A 20,232-nucleotide genomic window follows, 5' to 3' on the forward strand; every position below is an offset into this window, starting at 1 on the left:
TTCTGCTATTTGTATAGTTTTATATCTCAATAATGTAGTTGGTTAAGTTGGCATCGTGTGGCAAACTCATCTTTTTTCTTAATCTGTAACGTTTTACTTCTACACTTCTTGGCGAAATATTTAATAGCGGAGCAATTTCTTTAGAGGATAAGTTTAACCTTAAATAGGCACATAACCTTAAATCATTAGGGGTTAATTCTGGATGTTTGGTTTTGATCTTTTTCAGAAAATTTTTGTCAGCATTATTAAATGCTTCTTGAAACAGTTTCCAATCATCTGTATTATTTAAGTTTTTATCAATAATTTTAATGACTTTAGTAACGCTACTTTTTCCATTTTCTGTTAATTCTGACTTTATGGTATTTAAGAATTCATTCTTTTTAATGATACTCATTGTAGAGGTAGCTAATTCTCTATTTTTACTTTCAATATCATTTCTTAGCTTATCATTATTTAGTTTAATAATTTTTTGAGAACTCTCTAGTTCTTTAAGTTCTATTTCTCTTTGTGCTTTTTCTAAAAGGTCTTCTCTTTGTTTTTTATAATATCTTTTAGATGCGATATGCAATGAATAAAAAATTATAATTACGATTAATAGGTATATAAAAATAAAAACATTAGATAAATACCATGCCTTAGAAATTTTAAATGAATATTCTGCAATATTTTGGCTTAATTTGTTATCAATAGAAGCTCTTACCTTAAATACATAATCTCCACTAGGTAAATTTTCAAAAAGCACCGAGTTCTTTTTATAAAGCTTGCTCCACTTTTCATTAAGCCCCTCTAGTTTGTACTGAAATTTGATAGATGATGTTTTGTTGTAATTAGAAACACTATAATCAAATTCGATATTATTTTGTTTTACATGAAATTCTGGTGCTGTATTTAAGCTTACTTTTCGTTGAACACCATCTGTTTTATTGTTTAAAACTCTATTTAAGTCTATTGTAAAATTATTAGGCGCTTTGATTTTATTTAAATCTACGATTAAATAGCCATCAGAAGTACCAATTAAATATTCCTCTTCTTGAAGGTGAATTATATTTTCGTAACCAGATGCCCCAGTATGCAAGCCCCCTTTTATAGAAATTATCTCTAAATCTGGTTTATCACTTAGCTTACCTGGAGCAAAAAAGCGAATATCATCTTTGGTAAACGACCAAAGTTTATTGTTAGATGTATGATGAATTAATTTAGCAGATAAGAACTTATTTTTAGGCATTAATTTACTGTAAATAGTATCTAATTTAAAACTGTCTTTGGTTTCTAAATATTTATAAACTCCTTTTTTACAGGAATAAAAAATATTATTTTGATATTGAACTAAACTAGAATGAATCCCTTTTTCTACTGATTCATCTCTTACAGCTTTTGTTATGTTTCTAAAATCATTATCCACCTCTAACTTAAACACCCCTTTGTATTCATGATTTACAAATATTTTATGATCGTCTTTTAAAATAAAGTACCTACTAGAGTTAGAAAAACCTTTTATTTTGTTTCTTATTACCCAAGAGTTTTCTTTTTTAACTAAAATATATAAGCCATCATAGGCTCCCATAATAAGGGTGTTATTATCTATTTTTTTTACTCCCCAAGACCCCTCTCCACCTTTAATTAATGAGGCATCATTATTATTAACCACAAAAGTTCCTGAATTATGACTACAAAAAAGAGTATTATTAATTTCTTGTAAATCCCATACTTGACCTTGTGTATTTTTAACAAACTTAAAGCGTTCATTAGAATTTTTTCTTCTATAGTATAAACCTTGGTTTGTACCCAAATACAAATAATCATTATAAACAATTGATGCATATATAGTGCCCCAAAAGTTTTCTTTTTTAACAAATAACTTAAATGGCGACTTTAGGTTGATGGTGTTAATACCATTATCTAAACCCAACCATACGTTTTCGTCTACATCTTCAAAAATTGATAATACAGTATTATTACTTAACCCTAAACCTTGAGTAATTTCATAAAACACATCGCCATTTTTATTCAATTTTATAATTCCGTTAGAAATTGTACCTAAAATAATATTTCCATTTTTTAGCAGTTTGGCACTATAAATAGTTTTGTTTGATAAAAAACTATTTGCAGATATATTCCACTTTTTTACTGCGCCATCCTCTAAATAATAAAAACCATCTTTTTGTGTTAAAAAGTATAGTTTATTGTTCTTATAAAAAATAGCAACAATTAAATTTTCGGTAAGTGCTTTTTCTTTAGAAACCAATTTAGGTGCTCCGTTTTCTATCATAAAAACACCATGTTCTAAATCTTGATAATAAATAATATTATCTACTTTGGTTAATTTTGTAAGGTATTTTGAGGCCTCTATTATTTTATATGATTTTGTTTCTAAATTATACAGATAAATTCGTTGCAGAGATTTAAAAATCATCCACCCATCTAATTCAGATATTTCCCAAATTTGTTCATCTTCTAGCATTTGAATTTGGCTGTTTTGCACTAAAGAGGTAAACTCTAATGCACCAAATTCGTTTTTCTGCCAAAAACCAAAATCCATATAAAAACCTGTATATATTTTGTTTCCAAAACATTTTACAGAACGCATAATAGTTTCATTTGGTGTTGGATATAACTGCCAATCTGCACCATTAAACTCTAATAAACCATTATTATTTGCGATATATATAAACTTATTTGAAGCTTGAGAAATAGCCCAGTTTTGATTCTCAGCTCCATAATCTTCTGTTGAAAAGATATTTATTGGTGGTATCTCTTGCCCAAAACCAATATGTGCAGTAAAAAAACAAAGAATTGTAAATAAAAGTACTCTCATGAACGGTGGTGAACTTAAATTATTAGCTTACGAATTTAACAAAATATAACTCAACTAGCTGAGTTAAATTTATTTTAAAAAAACTTAGATTGAAAAAAACACAGTAAAATATATGAATTTAAGATATTTTATTAATTAACCTTAACAAAATTTTAAGACTTTAAAATAATTAGTTAACTTTACACTATTACATTTAAATGGTTTTGATTTAATGAACTTGATGAAGAAGTTAGGTAAGGCTAACATACTAATGTTGCTATTATGTGTACTAATTATTTTAATAGCAGAATATCTTTTTTTAACTGGTGATAAATTACATGGAATATTTTTGGGTCTTTGGGCCCCCACACTATTAGGCGTAATGATTTTCCTAAAAATAATTATGAATGACCGCAGATAATATAATTTTCTACTTTTCTATTTTTGTAGGTGTTTGCGTAATTGTTTGGGCTTATGTTATGATTAAAGAATTTAACAAAGTAAGCAAACGTTAATTTTTAAATCAACTCTTTTATTTTTAGTACAGTACTATTAATTTCTGCTTTTGTTGTATATTTTGAAAAAGAAAATCGTATAGATGTATAATCTGTATCATACTCATTTAAAATTTCAGCTAAAACATGAGAGCCTTTATTGCTACCACTTTGGCATGCAGAACCTCCAGAAACTGCTATACCAGCCATATCTAAACTAAACAAAAGCATATTATTTTTTATAGGAAAACGTACACTTAAAATAGTATAACTGCTTTTATCTAAATTAGATGAAAGGCCATTAAACTGAATATTATCTATGTTTTCTTGTAGTTTTAAAATAAAATACTGTTTTAAATTATTAATATATTCTTGGTCTTTATTTAAATTGGTATTGGCAATTGCTAAGGCTTTATCCATACCTAAAATGCTATGTACATTTTCTGTGCTAGACCTTGCACCTCTTTCTTGATCACCACCAAAAAACATGGGTAAAATGCCAAAGCCTTTTTTAAAGTAAGCAAAACCAACACCTTTGGGTCCATGAAATTTATGAGCACTTGCTACTATAAAATCAATGGGTGTTTTTTGTAAATCTAAGTGGTAATGACCAATGGCCTGCACAGTATCTGAATGCAACAATGCTTGGTATTTATTACAAAGGTTGCAAACTTCATTTACGGGCAAAATAGTACCTATTTCATTATTAATATACATTAAACTCACTAAAGTTTTATGGGTTGAGGCTGACAACAATTCCTCTAAATGCGCTAGATTTATACTGCCAAATTCATTAAGGTTTACAAAATCTAAAGTTATATTGTAAGTTTCTTTAAGATGATTACAAGCATGCAAAACTGCATGATGTTCTATTTTAGAAGTAATAATTCTTTTTACCCCTAAATTTAAAACTGCGTTGTTTAAAATTAAATTATCTGCTTCAGTTCCGCCAGCTGTAAACACAATTTCACTTGCTGTAACATTAAAATGTTGCGCTATATTTTTTCTTGCTGTTTCTACAGCAGATTTGGCTTTTCTACCAAATTGATGTGTTGATGACGGATTCCCATAGTTTTCTTGTATAGAAGTATGCATCACTTCTAGTACCTCTTCATCAATTTTTGTTGTTGCTGCATTATCTAAATAAATAGCTTTCATACTTTAAAAATACAATTAATTTGTGTTTTGATAAATATACACTTCTGTAGCTCCTAAACCATATTTTTTATAAGAGGCATCATAATATTTTACAGGATATTTATTTAGTAAACTAATCAATTCGCCTTTTAAAACTCCTTCTCCAACACCGTGGATAAACACAATTTTAGAAATTCTTTTGGCAATTGCAAATTCTACTTTTCTTTTTGCAGTATCTAACTGTAAGTTTAACATATCATAATTATCTAAACCTCTGGTTGACTTTATAAGCTGATTAATATGCAAATCTACCTCTAAAATCACTTCATTTTTGTCTTTCACAAAATGACTTTTCTTTGGTTTATGAGTGGCTATTTTTTCTTTTAAAATAGGATTATCTATATCTGTAAATTTACTTAGTTCGTGTTGTTCTTTATCAATCTTAACAAGCTCTGAAGGCAAAAAATTAAATATCATTCCATCTTCTGCTTTTATAGAAATCTCGTTACCATTAATGTTTACTACAACTCCTTTAATAACATCATCTAAAACAGCTACTTTATTTCCAATTTCTAAACGCATTCTTAACATTATATTAATTAACAAAAGTACAATTTTAGCCTAATTTTGTTGCAAAAAATAGTGATATGTTAAAAACTTCAAACACTTCTACCAAAACCTTCTTTGAAAATGCTTTTAAACAAAGCTTACCATCTGAAGATAGGGTAAAACGTTTGTTGAGAATTGCAGAAACTATTGCAGAAGAATACACCCTTCATAAAGTTGTAAACTTAAATTATATTTGTACTCATAACTCTAGAAGAAGTCAATTAGGGCAAGTTTGGAGCTTTTATGCTGCTAACTATTTTAACTTGAATATTAACTCATTTTCTGGAGGAACAGAGGTAACTGCATTTTATAGAAATACTGTAAAAACCTTACAGAAAGTAGGTTTTTTGTTTCATGTGGTAGATTTTTCTCATCAAAACCCAAAGTATCAAATTAGTTTTGAAGGTTCTAAAAACTCTATTTTTGGTTTTTCTAAATTATATGATCACCCAGAAAATAATGGTCCTTTTATGGCGATAACTACTTGTGATAGTGCTGATAAAAACTGCCCATTTATACCCTCTGCATCGCATCGTTTTCATTTACCTTTTGTAGATCCTAAATATTCTGATGGTTCTGATATTCAAGAAAAAACTTATCTAGCAACCAACAAACAAATTGCCGGAGAAATTTATTTTATATTTTTACAAGTACAAAAAAAACTTGCTTAATTTTTAAAGTTAGATTAATTCTAAAAATAACAATTATCAAAGAGTAGCCACCTTGTATTTCTTTTAAAATTTAAATCCATTTGAAATACAATTTCGTGCGAACTTAAATTACCACCAAGTACAGAAAATCTGTGATCGTAAGCATACCCTATTCTGTATTTTTTATTTAAAATAACTGTAAATAAACCACTTACTGAATTTTTATAGCGATAAGAGATGCCTGTTTCTAAAATTTGGTTGTATAAAAAACTTGCATTTACATCTATAGAAGATGGCTGGTTTACAGTATACCTAACCATAGTTGAAGGCCTAAATAATAATCTTTCTGACAACTTAAATAAAACACCTGATGACAAAAATATATTTGGATTTGTAGACAAACTAGTTTGATTCAAATTATCCTCTATATAAAACTGAGGAGATTCTAACAACTGAGGTACAGATAAACCTACATAAAACTTTTTGGTATAAAATAAACCTCCAAAACCTACATTTACAAAACTTCCTGTTGTTGATGGATAAACCTCTGTATCTGGTGTAATACCATCAAATAAATTGTTATTATAAAATAGTAAACCACCTTTTAAACCAAATGCTAGTCTACTATTTTGAGATAGTACAATAGTATAGGATGCATCTACATTTGTATTTGTAATTTCTGATAAACCAATTTTATCATGTACAATGGTGGTTCCTATTCCTAAACCTCTTCTTGTTCTACCATTAAGAGAAAATGTTTTTGTAGTAGGTGCCCCTTCTACTCCAACCCATTGTTGACGTGCTAAAACAGACATACTTAATTCTGCTCTATAACCTACAAAAGCAGGATTTACAATTTGCATGTTATACAAATATTGTGTGTAATGAGGTGGTTGTTGGCCATAGCTATTTAGGCTGATGAAGGCTATTACCAAACATAAAAAAATAAAATTCTTTGTCATAATAGATGCAATTTTCTTTTTCATTACCTGATTAATTGAATGAATTTGGTAATTGGTTTCTTAACTCCATCATTAAAATCTAAAATATAATAATACACTCCTGTAGGCGCAGGTTGCCCTTTGTAAGTTCCATTCCACCAAACAGGATTTAGATTGCCATTGTTACTGTAATTATACACTTCATTACCTTGACGATTGTAAATGTTAAGTTTAAAGTTTGGATAATCTTCAATACCCGAAATTTTAAAAACATCACTTTTACCATCACCATTTGGTGAAAATAAATTCGGGTAATCATTGTCTTTTATAAAACCAACTCCTTGAGGAGGAAACGTATTTGAAACCTCACTACTAAACACATTGGCTTGTAAAAAGAAGGTTTCTGTATCTTCATTCAATTTGTCTTCTAAAGTATTTATGTTTTGAGTGATGAGCTCTGTAAATGCAGGAATTATAGCTTGTTTGGATTTTGTTTCGTAGTCTAAATTAGCGTTTGCAGTATCATCAACAGTTTCTAAAGTCATATTTATAGGAAGATAATTTTGCATCAATTCATCATTATCATTTAAAAGACTGATGGTAAATTTCATAAAATTACCTTCCTCAACAGTTACACTATCAATTTGTATCAATGGTTTTGGGTCGATATCTAAAATTGTAGCTGTTTTGTTTAAATCTGATGTTCTTACATTTGATGTTTGTACTAGCCCAACCACATTTAAAGGTTCTTCATCTAATTCATTTAAATTATCTAATATAGATGTAATGTTAACAGAAACTGAAGTATTTGGGTTACTAGGATCTACAGTACCAGCTATAGTAAACACATCTGAAACTGTTGTATAATCATCTGGACTTATAGCTAAATTATCGCTAGTATTTATAAGTACTTCAATTGGTGTAGAAGATGCAATAGTTTGATTATTATTTGTATCAATTTCTATGGTATGAACCAAATCAACACCTTCATCTTCTGTAGAATCATTCATGGTAATGTCTGGTTTTTCATCATTATCTAATAAAGTCGCAATTCCACTAAACTCTGTGGTTAATGTATTGTTTGAAGTTACATTGCCTGTTAAGGTGAATAATTCTGTCAGTTCATAAATATTATCTTCTAAAGAAGTAACTGTAAATTGTGCTGTATTTGTAAAAGGTGGAACTGTAAAAACGGTATTTGAAAAATCGGAATAATCAAAAGGAGCTGTTGCAACATCATATACATTAGTAGTAATAGTACCATTAGAAGTTGAAAAATTGATATCTACAGGTGATGCACTTTCTATTAAAATTGAATTATTATTTTTGGTTACAAACAATATAGTAAACGTTACGTCTTGACCTTCTGTTACTGTAATATCATTGATAAGAATAACAATTGCTATGATTTCTCGCCAATCTCTTTCAGGATTATCTACATTATCTGCATTTGGAAAACTTTGTGGTGTTTGTCCATTCGTTTGATTTAATCTATTATCATCATTATCAAAAGCATCGTCTAAACCATCATTATCTATGTCGGAATTTGAAGGTATTATTTCTGCAGTTCCATCACTATTGGTATCCCAACCTTCTAGAACATCATCTCGAATATCATTATCTGAATTGATATCTATATAATCTGGAATTCCATCATTTTCTGTATCTACTGGTTGAATTCCATTTGGATATGATGCATCTATACCCCATTCAGAAATTGTTCCACTTAATGTTGTATAGTTATTTGTAGGTTGTGCTTCTATGTTATCTACAATTCCATCATCATCTGCATCAATGTCTAAAAAATTCGGATTCCCATTAGCATCTGTATTAGGCATATTATATGCTATTGAGGCTAACATAGAATCGTTAGTTTCTATGGTATTATCTAATCCATTAAACCCAACAGTATTATTGGTTCTTCCATTATTACTGGTATCTAAAGTGCCATTTCCAGCCTCAACAATATCTAAAATACCATCATTTTCACTATCCAAATCAAAGTGATTAGGCACACCATCATTATCAAAATCAAAAAGATCTACAATACCATCTGCATTTGCATCTGCACCAAAATCTGCATCTCTATAATTTGGGAAACCATCATTATCTGCATCACCTAAAGGATCAATACCATTATATTCTAAAACATCTGGTATGGTATCATTATCATCATCTATATCAACATCATCAGTAATGCCATCACTGTCAGTATCTGAGGATGCAACAACAGTAGCAGCATCAGAAGATGAAACAAATCTACCTAATGGATCTTCTGCTGAAAAAAACGAGGTATTATCTCCACTACAGGCCTCGTTAAAAACTACTGTATATTCTATGGTTATTTTTTCTCTAATTTTTAACAAACCAGAACTTCCATCAAATATATTGGTATCACTAACGCCATTAAATAAAGGATTTAATATAGGATTTGCTGTTGCAGATGAGCTAACAATTCTTGGTGTACTTACAGATATTATGTTGCCACCACAAACATTATTAACGTTTTCTTGCAGTTGCAAGTTATCTAGCTCTACAGCTTGACTGGTATTTTCTATGGTTGCTTGAAAAGTAATTTCTTCATGTTCTAGTATTCCATTAGGTTCTGGTATAGTTGATGTAATAACCTTATTAGTATTTGAAGATGCACTGAACAAAAAACGCATACCCACCAAAGAGCAATCGCAATATAAAGCTGATGAAACACTTGTTACTAAAGAGTTTAATACATAATAACGATCTAAGTGATTGCCTAAATTATCTGACCATGTAACAAAAGAAAATGCTTTTTTATTGTTTTGATCTGTTGCATCAAAACCATCTAAACCACTTTGCGTTTGCGATAAATTGGTTTGATTAAAAAAGCTATAACTGGTGCTATCTACAGGACCAATTAAATAAAATACTTCTAAAATTATGGTTTCTCCTGCTGGTAGTGTGTTATTTGCAGCTAAAAGCGTGGTTTCATTATCTCCATCAAAGTTAGAGTTTATTGCTACATTGGGGCCTGAAATTTGTGTAACACGTATTTCATTAAACGTTACTTTATTCTGAAAATCTCCTAAACCCATATTAAAATTAATATTTTGAGCTGTTGTAGGACCTTCATTTGTAATTACTACAGTATTTATATAGTCATAAGTACCATCAGAATTGATTACCCCTGGTGGATCTTGATTGCTATGAAATTCTGGCACATATAACCCTGCAGAAACTACAGCTTCTGTGGTATGAAAATCTGAAAGTGCTGTAGTATCTGAATTTCCTCCTTTTGTTGAGTTTACAGTTACTGTATTTGTAAAGTTAATTCCAGATCCTGAAGGTGTTGGGTTAGGTCTTCCATCACAAAAAGGATTTACAGTAACACAATAGCTAACAAATATAGATTGTCTTGGATATAATGTTAAGTTTGTTGCAGTTGCATTAAAAATTGCGTCTGAGCTAGCATTTCTAAAAGCTGAGTTTATTGTTGTTTCGTCAAAATCTAAAGGGTAAGGAGTATCTACATAGGTAATATCACTTCTGGTAAAAATACTTACATCAGCAACATTAATTACACATCCTGCACCAAAAGCAGCCTCCAAATTGTTGGTTATGTTAATATTTGTAATTAAACTTGTTTCGTGAAAATCTCTTGCATTACTGGTATTATTTAGCTCAAAACTATACTTTATTTTATATTCTCCATTGGCATTAAAACCCTGGTTACAACTCCCTAAATCTCTGACAACAAGTAAATTGTCTGTAAACTCTACCGTTAAAAGTAAGTCAGCAGCACTTGTAAATGTACCATTTGTTATTTGATAAGTAATGGTAGAAACATTACCTGTATAGTTGGCTCTTGGCACAAAAGTATAACTACCATCAGCTAAAATGGTAATACTTCCTTGTCCAAAATTTGCAGTTTCACCTACATTAAAAACGCTACCATTTACAAAGAATTGAGCTACAGTTATAGGTGCACCACCAGATTCTGTATCATTAACTAAAACTCCAGGAGCAGCTACTGAAAGGGTGGTATTGATATCTGCTGTATCATAATCTACTCTAGCTCTGGGCACCTGAGCTAATAAAGAATAAGATACAATTAATAGTAAAAATACTAGAATGGAGGATTTTTTTAGCATTGCAAATTTTTGGTTAAAAGTAATAAAAACTTAGAGTGCCTAAAAATTATATTTCTAAATTTTTATCATAAGGGATACTTTGTAAAATATGGTTAATTACATTAACACGTGCCTCTGTTTTTCTATTGGCACGAATAATTTTCCAGGGTGAAATTTTTGTGTTTGTTCTTTGAAACATAGCATTTTTATACTCTGTATACTGTTCCCATAAATCTTGTGCCTTTTCATCTAACTTGGTCATTTTCCATTGTTTTAAAGGATCACTTTTAATGTCTGCAAATCGTTTGGCTTGTTCTTTTTTAGAGATAGACATGTAGATTTTTACCAAATGAATGCCAGATTCTAGAATCATTCTTTCAAAATCGTTTACTTGATTCATAAAAATGTCATATTCTTTAGGTGTGCAAAAATCGTTTACAGGTTCTACAACAGCTCTGTTATACCAACTTCTGTCAAAAAAAACCATTTCTCCTGCTTTTGGTAATTGCTCTACATATCTTTGAAAATACCATTGCGATTTTTCATCTTCTGTGGGTTTTGGTAAAGCTACAATCCTCATAAAACGAGGGTTAATACGTTCTGTAACTCTACGAATTGCACCACCTTTACCTGCAGCATCTCTACCTTGAAAAACAACAATTATGCGTTCGTTATTTTTAATGGCCCAAGTTTGTAAACGAATTAATTCTACTTGTAATTCTTTAAGCTTTTTCTCGTAATTTACAAAGCGTAAGGCTCTATCTACATTTAAAGGTTCTTTAGATAATAATGCTAATAAACCTTTTTTTGAATTTAATTTTTTTAAATCTGATTTTGTTAATTTTTTCATAGCATTTAATCTATTTGATGAATGTTTGATCTGTAATAACGCATAACTACATTAGGATCTGGGTTTAAAACTACCTCTGCTTCTGATTTGTCTTCGTAATCAAATTTCGATAAAACATGCCTTATAGCTTCTAATCTTGCTACTTTTTTATCATTGGTTTTTATAATCATCCAAGGACTATAAGTGGTGTGAGTTTTAGAAAACATTTCTCTTTTGTAATAAGTATATTTATCCCACAAAATTTGCCCTTGCCTATCTACAGGACTAAATTTCCAGCGTTTTAAAGGATTCTCTTTTCGAGCATCAAAGCGTTTTGCTTGTTCATCTTTTGTAATTGATAACCAAAATTTAATAATTATCACACCATCTTCATACATCATATGTTCAAATTCTGGCACTTGTAATAAAAATTCTTCGTATTGTTTATCTGAACAAAACCCCATAACTGGTTCTACTACTGCTCTATTATACCAGCTTCTATCAAAAAAAACAATTTCGCCTGGGTTGGGTAACTCTTTAATATATCGTTGAAAGTACCATTGTCCTTTTTCTACTTCAGTAGGTTTGTTAAGTGCTACTAATCTTGTAGATCTTGGGTTTAAATGCTCCATAAACCTACGAATATTACCACCTTTTCCTGCTGCATCTCTGCCCTCAAAAATAATAGCTACCCTTTTGTTGTGGCTAGATATATAACGTTGTAGCTTTACAAGCTCAACTTGTAATGAACGAAGCTCATTGGTATAAGAAAGTGTATTACTTACGTTATCAAATGGAATGTTTTTTTGCTTTATTAGTGCTCTTAAATCATCACTATTTTGTAAACTCTCAAAATCGTCGGCTGTTAAAAATTCTTTGGTAGGCATATGTTATTTTTGATAGCTCTAAAATAAAACCTTTTTTATAATTTCCCTAAATATTTATCGTTTTAAATTCATTTGTATCTTTGTGGTCTATGAAATATGTATTGAGTTTTTGTTGCTGTTTTTTTGTTTTTAATTGTATATCTCAACAAAAATTTTCTAAAGAAATTAGTTTAGTTACCGATAATGATTTATATACTTCTGTTAATAGAGATCGCTATTACACTAGTGGTGTTTTTATAAATTACAGATACCTTACTAAACTTAAAAACAACAATTTAGAAAAAAGAATTGTTACCTGGAAAATTGGCCATAAAATGTACACCCCACACAAACCAATAGTAGAAATTTTAAGCCAACATGACAGACCTTTTGCTGCGTATTTATTTGGTAGTTTTGGTATAAAAAGAGTCTATAAAAAAAATAAAATCTTAAACACAAGCATACAAATAGGTGTTATTGGACCAAATGCACAAGGTTATGAAGTTCAAAACTTTATTCATAAAATGTATGGGTATAGAGAAGTTACTGGTTGGAAACATCAAATTAAAAACGCTTTTGGGTTAAATTTTGGTACTGAATATGTTTATTTTTTAGGAAAAGATGTAGCTAATGTATTGGATGCTTTTTGGGTAGTTTCCGGAAATTTAGGTACTGTACAAACAGATATAAGTAGTGGCTTTAATTTCAGGTTTAGTTTTACACCAATGCAAACATTAAAAAATTCTATTGCTTTTAACACACATTTAAATGATGATTCTACAAAATACACAAGAGGCATTGAATCGTTTTTTTACTTTAAACCAACTTTAAGGTATGCAATGTATGATGCTACTTTACAAGGTAGTTTTTTAAACACGGGTAGTGTTGTTACCAAAGAATTGGTTCCGTTTGTTTTTGATATGGAATTAGGGTTTAAATTCACTGCAAATAGATTTAACTTTGGTTATGTTTTTAATTACAACACCAGTAAATCTAAAGGATTAAGATACACTTATGGCAACAAATACGGAACCATAATTGCAAGTTATTCTTTAAATTAATTTAAAAAATAATCATCTTTAAACCCAATCAAATACAATTTTTCTTGCGCTCTTGTAATTGCAGTATACAACCATCTAAAATAAGCTTTAGACACACCATCTGGCAGATAAGGTTGCTCTATAAAAACAGTTTTCCATTGCCCACCTTGAGATTTATGACAAGTCATTGCATAAGAAAACTTTACTTGTAATGCGTTAAAGTATTTGTTTTTTTTGATGGCTAAAAATTGTTTGTATTTCGATTTTTCATCAGCATAATCTTCTTTTACGGCTTGGTATAATTTGTTAGATTCTTCGTAGGTTAAAGACGGACTTTCACTTGTTAACGTATCTAACAACAAAACCGTTTCAAAGGGTTGCATATCAGGATAATCAATCATTTTTAATAAAACTTCTGCAAATTTAAAACCATACAATTCTTTATTGTTATAAATCCGTAAAACTTGACAAATATCTCCGTTTGCAATAAAACCAGCATCAGAAGCATCTTTTAACCAATAATAGTTATTTTTAACAATCATAACATAATCTCCCGTAGAAATTTCATTTTCTTGACCGCGAATTTTCATTCGTATTTGTTGGTTATATTGATTTGCTCTTTTATTAGAGCGTACAATAAACGCAGTATCTTCTACACCATCATTATCATACGCTTCAACCAAAGCATCTTCAATATCATAGCCATCTTCTAGCCTTTTTATATCAGGAAAATCAACATCAAACTGAAAATTATCATTGTCGTTTTGCAAAATCAATCTTAATTGAGTAGCATTTGCTAAAATTCCAGAATTTTTATGTTGACGCATTACTTCATCCAGCTCAATTTCATCTACATTTTTATGATATTCGTAATTTAAAGTATCCGCCTCTAAAGCAGGACTGATTTCTAATTTTACTGGTGGCAATTGCGCTGTATCTCCAATAAAAATCAATTTACATTCATGACCCGAATATACATAAGAAATTAAATCATCTAGCAAAGAACCCGTTTCGAATAATTTTTGATTCTGTCTACTATCAGGTATCATAGAAGCTTCATCAACAATAAAAATAGTATTTCTGTGTTTATTAGTTTGCAAAACAAAATCTACCCCACCATTTGCCTGTTTTTTTGGAAAATATATTTTCTTGTGGATTGTAAAAGCGGGTCTTTTAGAATACAACGCAATTACTTTTGCAGCTCTACCTGTTGGCGCTAATAAAACAGCTCTTTTTTTTATGTACGATAATGCATTAACAAAAGTACTAATGCTTGTTGTTTTACCTGTACCTGCATAACCCTTTAATAAAAATAATGCATTTTTATCATCAGTAACACAAAAATTACTTAATAATTTTAATAATTGGCCTTGTTTTTGTGTAGGATTATGTGGAAACCTTTGGAGTAATAAATTATAGAAATCTTCAGTTTTTTTTACCATAAAAATTAATAATGAACAAAGATACATTTCTTTACAAAGAAAAATTTTTATCATTAAAAAAAAATTGTAGATTTGCGTTAACACTATTAAAAAACAAATTAAAATGAGTTTAATACTAATGATTGTAGGGGCTGTATTGTTAGCAGTTCTTATTGCTTATGTTATAGTTAAATATTTACCTTTAAAACTAAGGTGGTTACCATCTATAATACTGATGGCTTTAGCCGTTTATTTAGGGGTTAAAATTTACAACGGAATAATGCTACCTATTCTTTTTGCTCAAGAAAAAGTGGAAAGATATCAGCCAGTAATTAAAAGTTTAAAAATCATTAGAGACGCACAGGTTAAATATTACGATGTTACTGGTAAATATACTGACAACAAACAAGGATTAATACAATTTATAGATACTGCAAAATTAGCAATTACAGAAACTAAAACTGTTGTAAAAAGAGTAAACAAAGGTTCTACATGGTCACCACTTATGGTTGATGAAGAAGTTAGAGTTACAGATACAATTGGTTATGAGCCTGTTTTAAAGTATTTTAAAGAAAAAGATTATAAAACTATGTTTAAAGTACCAGGGGTTGAAGGTGCTGAATTTGAAATTGAAGTTGGTGAAGTAGAAAAAGTACCTGGTTTAATTGTACCAACGTTTAGAGCAAGAACATCAAAAACAGGAATTTTAAAAGGATTGAATAAATCTTTAGTAAAACAAGAATTAGAAGCTATAGAAACAGACCAAATTAAAGGAGAATATGTTTCTGTTGGTTCTTTAGAAGAAGTTAGTACAGGTGGTAACTGGCCTCCTTCTTATGATAAAAAAGGTGGTGTTGAAAAGTAATTCAACTACATTACAAAAAACAAAAAATATTACATTATCCATCCAATTTAGTTTGGGTGGATTTTCTTTTTGTATTTCAAATACAGACACTCAAAAAAAGGTGCTATTTAAGGATTATCCTTTTAAGAATCTCTTAAATACACCAGAAGAACTTTTAGAAAGTATTAAACCTATTTTTAATGAAGATGACAATTTACAGCTAGAATTTACTGAGGTAAATGTTATTCATCAAAATAGCTTATCTACAATTGTACCAGAAGCTTTTTTTAACGAAAACTTACTGAGCGCTTATTTAAACCATACTATAAAAACGCTTCGCACAGATTTTATTACTTTTGATGATATCCCAAAAATAACTGCAAAAAACGTTTACATTCCTTATGTAAACATTAATAACTTTTTGTTTCAAAACTTTGGCGAATTCAATTATCAACACCATAGTACTGTTTTAATTGATAAACTTTTGTCTATAAATACTTCTGACAAAAAAATGATGTATGTAAATATTTATAAAAACACTTTTGATATTGTTATCATACATAATAAGAAATTAGTTTTATCAAACTCATTTTCATATTTATCTAAAGAAGATTTTATTTATTACCTTCTATTTGTTGCAGAGCAAAACCAATTAGATACAAATCAATTTCAACTATATTTTTTAGGTGATGTTTCTAAAAAATCTGAGTTATATAGCATTACCTATAAATACATAAAAAACATACAGTTTTTAGAAAGCGACAACAGTATTTATAGAGATTTAAAACTACCAACCCATTCTAATTTTATATTGTTAGGCTAATGAGAATCATATCAGGAAAACTTAAAGGAAGACGTTTAAAAGCACCAAAAAACCTTCCTGTCCGCCCAACAACAGATATGGCCAAAGAAGGTTTATTTAATATTTTAAATAATCTTTATTACTTTGATAGTATATCTGTAATTGATTTGTTTGCTGGTACTGGTAACATTAGCTATGAATTTGCGTCTAGAGGCACTAAAAGTATTTATGCAATTGATGCCAACTACAATTGTATTAGATACATTTACAATACTGCAAAAGAGCTTAATTTAGACATAAACACTTATAAAAGTGATGTGTATAAGTTCTTAGATAAAACCTCTTTACAAGCAGATGTAATTTTTGCAGATCCTCCTTATGATTTTGATGTAGAAAAATTTATGAATATCGCAGATTCCGTTTTTACGAAAAACCTTTTAAAAGAAGATGGTGTTTTAATTATAGAACACTCTAAGCACACAGATTTATCTACCCATAAAAACCATAGTTATGATAAACGTTATGGAGGAAATGTGTTTAGTTTTTTTGAAAAAGAATCAGAAAATGAAAACTAAAGCAGCGAATTGATAATATCTACAATAGAAACATTTTCTGCTTCTGCTTTATAATTTTTAACAATTCTGTGCGATAAAATTGGTATAGCAACTGCTTTTACATCTTCTATATCTGGTGAGTACTTACCATGAATTGCTGCATGCGCTTTTGCCGCTAAAATTAGGTTTTGAGAGGCTCTTGGCCCTGCACCCCAATCTAAATAGCTTTTTACCATTGTTGTAGCTGCATTTGATTTTGGCCTTGTTTTACCCACCAAAGTTACTGCATATTTAATAACATTATCTGTAACAGGAATTCTACGAATAAGTTGTTGAATGGCAATAATATCATCTCCAGAAAGTATAGCATTTATATTTTGTGAAACACTACTGGTAGTACTTTTTACTACTGCTACTTCTTCTAAAAAAGTTGGATATTCTAAATTAATAGAAAACATGAATCTATCTAATTGCGCTTCTGGTAATGGGTAAGTACCTTCTTGCTCAATAGGGTTTTGTGTTGCCAAAACAAAAAATGGCAATTCTAATTTATAATGATTTCCAGAAACAGTTACAGAACGTTCTTGCATGGCTTCTAACAAAGCAGCTTGTGTTTTTGGTGGCGTTCTGTTAATTTCATCTGCCAAAATAATATTAGAAAAAATTGGGCCTTTAATAAATTTAAACTGTTTGTTTTGATCTAAAATTTCGCTTCCTAAAATATCCGAAGGCATTAAATCTGGCGTAAATTGAATTCTATTAAATTTTAAACCCAATACATTAGAAACTGTATTTACTAATAAGGTTTTTGCTAAACCAGGTACACCTATTAATAACGAATGTCCACCACAAAAAATAGATAATAACGTAAAATTTACAGCCTCTTGCTGACCAATAATTACTTTACCAATTTCAGATTGTAATGATTTGTACTTTACTACTAAATCATCAACAGCTTTTACGTCTGACATTATTTACCGGTTTCTTTTTTCCAATTTTTAACAAAATTACATTTTCTATGTTCTTCTGCCATTTTAATATAGGTATCTTGTATTTTTTCTTTCGCCCATTTATCAATGGTCTCTTCTTTCTTTTTTGTCAATGCTAATTCTTGTACTTTAACATAATCACTAACCAAATCTGCTATATGTGTATTGGTTCTGTCTCTCATTATGATAAATTTGTACATTTTTTCTCCATTTCTGTTTTCATCAAAGAATACATCTGTAAGTTCGCCTTTTTTAAGCTCTGCTACTCTGGCATATAAAGCAGGATCCATACCTGTTAAGTTAAATGTAGATTCGCCAGTGTACGGATTTACTATTAAGCCTGCACTATTTTTGGTTTCATCATCATCAGAATACTTTTCTACTGCAGCCTCAAATGTTATTTTACCTGTTTTAATATCTTCTGCAATTTGCTCGGCTTGCTTTCTTGTTTCGGCTAGTTTGCTATCAGGCACGTCTGGTTGCATTAAAATATGAGAAGCAACTCTCATATTACCTTTTACCTCATGTAATTGCATTAAATGATAACCAAATTCAGATTTAAAAGGTTTAGAAACTTGCCCCACATCTAAACTAAATGCCATTTCTTTAAATTCTTTGATGAATTGCGATTCTTTTGTTACCTCATACTTTCCTTCATTATTAGTAACACCAGGATCATCAGAATTGATGATAGCTTTCATTTTAAAACTTGCACCATCTTCAATTTCTTTTTTTAATTCGGTTAGTTTATCAACAATTCTTTTTATTTCTTCTTTTGTTGGTTTTGCTTTGATTACTATTTGCGCCAACTCAATTTCTGCAGAAAATTCTGGTAGTTCCTCTTTTTCTTTTAAGCCATTATAGAATAAACGAACTTCTTCTGGAGTTACATCAATTTTTTCAGTAATTTTTTGTTGTTCTTTTTCAATGAGTAAGTTTTCTTTTTGAACTGTAAATAATTCTTTCTTTAAATCATCTAAATCATTAAAACCATAAGCTTTTATAACTTTATCTACAGAACCATATTGCTGCGTAAAAAACTGCACACTACGATCTACTCTGTCATTAATTTCTGGGTCAGAAACAACAACACTATCAATAACAGCATGATGAGCTAATAATTTTTGTTGCATTAACTCTTCTAACATTTCACAATCAGAAATTTTTATTTTACCCTCAGAACGTAATTCTATTTCTTGTTTAAATTTATCGATATCAGAATCTAAAACAATATTTTTACCTATTACTACTGCTACCCCATCTATTTTTACTTGCGCAAAAGTATTGCTACTTATCAAACCAAATAAGGCTGCAAAAAGTGCGGTTTTAGTAAACTTTAAAATTGTTGTTTTTCGTTGCATCTTTTACTAATATTTTTTCTATGTCTCTAATTAATTCAATTTTACGTTTGTGTAAAATCATTTGTGTTATGGTTGGTTCTATATAGCTTAATGGTGCCACATCATTTCTAACCAAAACGTCTTTTATAGCGACCAAATATAAACCTAATGAATCTTGTTTTTGGAGATATTTTGTTTTTTTTAACAGATTTTCTTTAGAAATTGGGAGTTTTAACAAAACCTTATCTAATCTTGTCCAAATTGAGTCGTTAAACTGATGAAATTTAAAGCTTAATTGTTGCTTTTCTAGCGTTTCTAAATCATCAATATCATCAGATTTGAATAATTCAATTAACTCTTTTTTATTGATGATATTATTATCAAAATGAAGGTACTTAATTTTTAACAACTCTTCATTTAATCTAAAATTTTGTTTGTTTTTTTCATAAAAAGCTTCAATTTCTTCATCATTAATAAGGGTATCTAACTGTTGTTTTATGAGTCTTTCTTTATAGCTATTGATTAACAAACTTTCTTTATAATCTTTAATTAATGCGTTAATTTCTTCGAGATCTTTTTGTGAACTATTTGCTTCGGCTTTACTTAATAATAATTGTTTTATTGCCCAATCATTAATGTAACCATTTACCAACACAATACTATCTTCTTTAGAAATATTATTAGGTAGAATATCTTTTAAATCTTCTCTAAAAAGTTTTTCGGTATTTACTATGGCAACAATTTCTGATGAAGTACTTTCTTTTTCTTGCACCTCTAAATAATCACAAGAAGCAAGAAAAAAGATCAAAAGAAAAA

Annotated in this window: 16 protein-coding genes; 5 read left to right on the forward strand and 11 right to left on the reverse strand. The window is 29.5% G+C overall.

The features are described 5' to 3' along the window. Positions 1-19: 19 nt before the first annotated feature. From SJY27_RS03545 to SJY27_RS03555, 3 genes are all read right to left on the reverse strand, one after another. Positions 20-2,815, reverse strand: coding sequence for a triple tyrosine motif-containing protein (locus SJY27_RS03545; protein WP_397446884.1), 2,796 nt, complete (start codon positions 2,813-2,815; stop codon positions 20-22). A 497-nt stretch (positions 2,816-3,312) separates the two neighbouring features. Continuing rightward, positions 3,313-4,446 carry a cysteine desulfurase family protein gene (locus SJY27_RS03550; RefSeq protein WP_397446885.1) on the reverse strand — a complete coding sequence of 378 codons (1,134 nt, stop codon included), beginning with the start codon at positions 4,444-4,446 and terminating at the stop codon, positions 3,313-3,315. 15 nt (positions 4,447-4,461) lie between these two features. Further along, positions 4,462-5,007, reverse strand: a complete 546-nt coding sequence (locus SJY27_RS03555; RefSeq protein ID WP_397447893.1) for a DNA mismatch repair protein MutS — start codon at positions 5,005-5,007, stop codon at positions 4,462-4,464. 65 nt (positions 5,008-5,072) lie between these two features. Between SJY27_RS03555 and SJY27_RS03560 the strand changes: the two genes are divergently transcribed. Next, complete coding sequence (locus tag SJY27_RS03560) at positions 5,073-5,705, forward strand: hypothetical protein (protein ID WP_397446886.1); 633 nt, start codon at positions 5,073-5,075, stop codon at positions 5,703-5,705. A 20-nt stretch (positions 5,706-5,725) separates the two neighbouring features. Here the strand turns inward: SJY27_RS03560 and SJY27_RS03565 are convergent, their stop codons facing one another. The 4 genes from SJY27_RS03565 to ppk2 (SJY27_RS03580) are packed head-to-tail and all read right to left on the reverse strand — an operon-like array spanning position 5,726 to position 12,447. Then, positions 5,726-6,670 carry a type IX secretion system membrane protein PorP/SprF gene (locus SJY27_RS03565; RefSeq protein ID WP_397446887.1) on the reverse strand — a complete coding sequence of 315 codons (945 nt, stop codon included), beginning with the start codon at positions 6,668-6,670 and terminating at the stop codon, positions 5,726-5,728. Further along, positions 6,670-10,752 (reverse strand): gliding motility-associated C-terminal domain-containing protein, encoded by a 4,083-nt coding sequence (locus SJY27_RS03570; RefSeq protein ID WP_397446888.1) that lies wholly within the window; start codon positions 10,750-10,752, stop codon positions 6,670-6,672. The genes SJY27_RS03565 and SJY27_RS03570 overlap by 1 nt, the downstream gene beginning before the upstream one ends. Positions 10,753-10,798: 46 nt before the next feature. Beyond that, on the reverse strand, positions 10,799-11,581 hold the full coding sequence (gene ppk2 / locus SJY27_RS03575) for a polyphosphate kinase 2 (RefSeq protein ID WP_397446889.1): 783 nt from the start codon (positions 11,579-11,581) through the stop codon (positions 10,799-10,801). Between the two features lie 5 nt (positions 11,582-11,586). Then, complete coding sequence (ppk2, locus tag SJY27_RS03580; RefSeq protein ID WP_397446890.1) at positions 11,587-12,447, reverse strand: polyphosphate kinase 2; 861 nt, start codon at positions 12,445-12,447, stop codon at positions 11,587-11,589. Between the two features lie 89 nt (positions 12,448-12,536). Between ppk2 (SJY27_RS03580) and SJY27_RS03585 the strand changes: the two genes are divergently transcribed. After that, positions 12,537-13,487, forward strand: a complete 951-nt coding sequence (locus SJY27_RS03585; protein WP_397446891.1) for a lipid A deacylase LpxR family protein — start codon at positions 12,537-12,539, stop codon at positions 13,485-13,487. On the opposite strand, the gene SJY27_RS03590 is transcribed toward SJY27_RS03585, so the two are convergent. Then, a complete protein-coding gene (locus tag SJY27_RS03590; RefSeq protein ID WP_397446892.1) occupies positions 13,484-14,908 on the reverse strand; it encodes an ATP-dependent RecD-like DNA helicase in 1,425 nt (474 codons plus the stop codon). The genes SJY27_RS03585 and SJY27_RS03590 overlap by 4 nt on opposite strands. 103 nt (positions 14,909-15,011) lie before the next feature. On the opposite strand from SJY27_RS03590, the gene SJY27_RS03595 reads away from it, so the two are divergent. The 3 genes from SJY27_RS03595 to SJY27_RS03605 are packed head-to-tail and all read left to right on the forward strand — an operon-like array spanning position 15,012 to position 17,108. Further along, a complete protein-coding gene (locus SJY27_RS03595) occupies positions 15,012-15,752 on the forward strand; it encodes a hypothetical protein (protein ID WP_397446893.1) in 741 nt (246 codons plus the stop codon). Next, complete coding sequence (locus tag SJY27_RS03600) at positions 15,739-16,554, forward strand: DUF3822 family protein (protein WP_397447894.1); 816 nt, start codon at positions 15,739-15,741, stop codon at positions 16,552-16,554. The genes SJY27_RS03595 and SJY27_RS03600 overlap by 14 nt, the downstream gene beginning before the upstream one ends. Next, a complete protein-coding gene (locus SJY27_RS03605) occupies positions 16,554-17,108 on the forward strand; it encodes an RsmD family RNA methyltransferase (protein ID WP_397446894.1) in 555 nt (184 codons plus the stop codon). The genes SJY27_RS03600 and SJY27_RS03605 overlap by 1 nt, the downstream gene beginning before the upstream one ends. Here SJY27_RS03605 and SJY27_RS03610 read toward each other — a convergent pair. Genes SJY27_RS03610 through SJY27_RS03620 form a run of 3 tightly spaced genes read right to left on the reverse strand, consistent with a single transcriptional unit; the run spans position 17,105 to position 20,224 of the window. Further along, positions 17,105-18,058 (reverse strand): AAA family ATPase, encoded by a 954-nt coding sequence (locus tag SJY27_RS03610; RefSeq protein ID WP_397446895.1) that lies wholly within the window; start codon positions 18,056-18,058, stop codon positions 17,105-17,107. The two genes, SJY27_RS03605 and SJY27_RS03610, sit on opposite strands and share 4 nt — an antisense overlap. Next, a complete protein-coding gene (locus SJY27_RS03615) occupies positions 18,058-19,437 on the reverse strand; it encodes a peptidylprolyl isomerase (RefSeq protein WP_397446896.1) in 1,380 nt (459 codons plus the stop codon). Before SJY27_RS03615 ends, SJY27_RS03610 begins: the two co-directional genes overlap by 1 nt. Beyond that, positions 19,403-20,224: a hypothetical protein gene (locus SJY27_RS03620; RefSeq protein ID WP_397446897.1), complete on the reverse strand. Its 822-nt coding sequence runs from the start codon at positions 20,222-20,224 to the stop codon at positions 19,403-19,405. Before SJY27_RS03620 ends, SJY27_RS03615 begins: the two co-directional genes overlap by 35 nt. Positions 20,225-20,232: the final 8 nt, after the last annotated feature.

It is taken from the genome of Polaribacter sp. R77954 (assembly GCF_044595335.1).
Classification (GTDB): domain Bacteria; phylum Bacteroidota; class Bacteroidia; order Flavobacteriales; family Flavobacteriaceae; genus Polaribacter.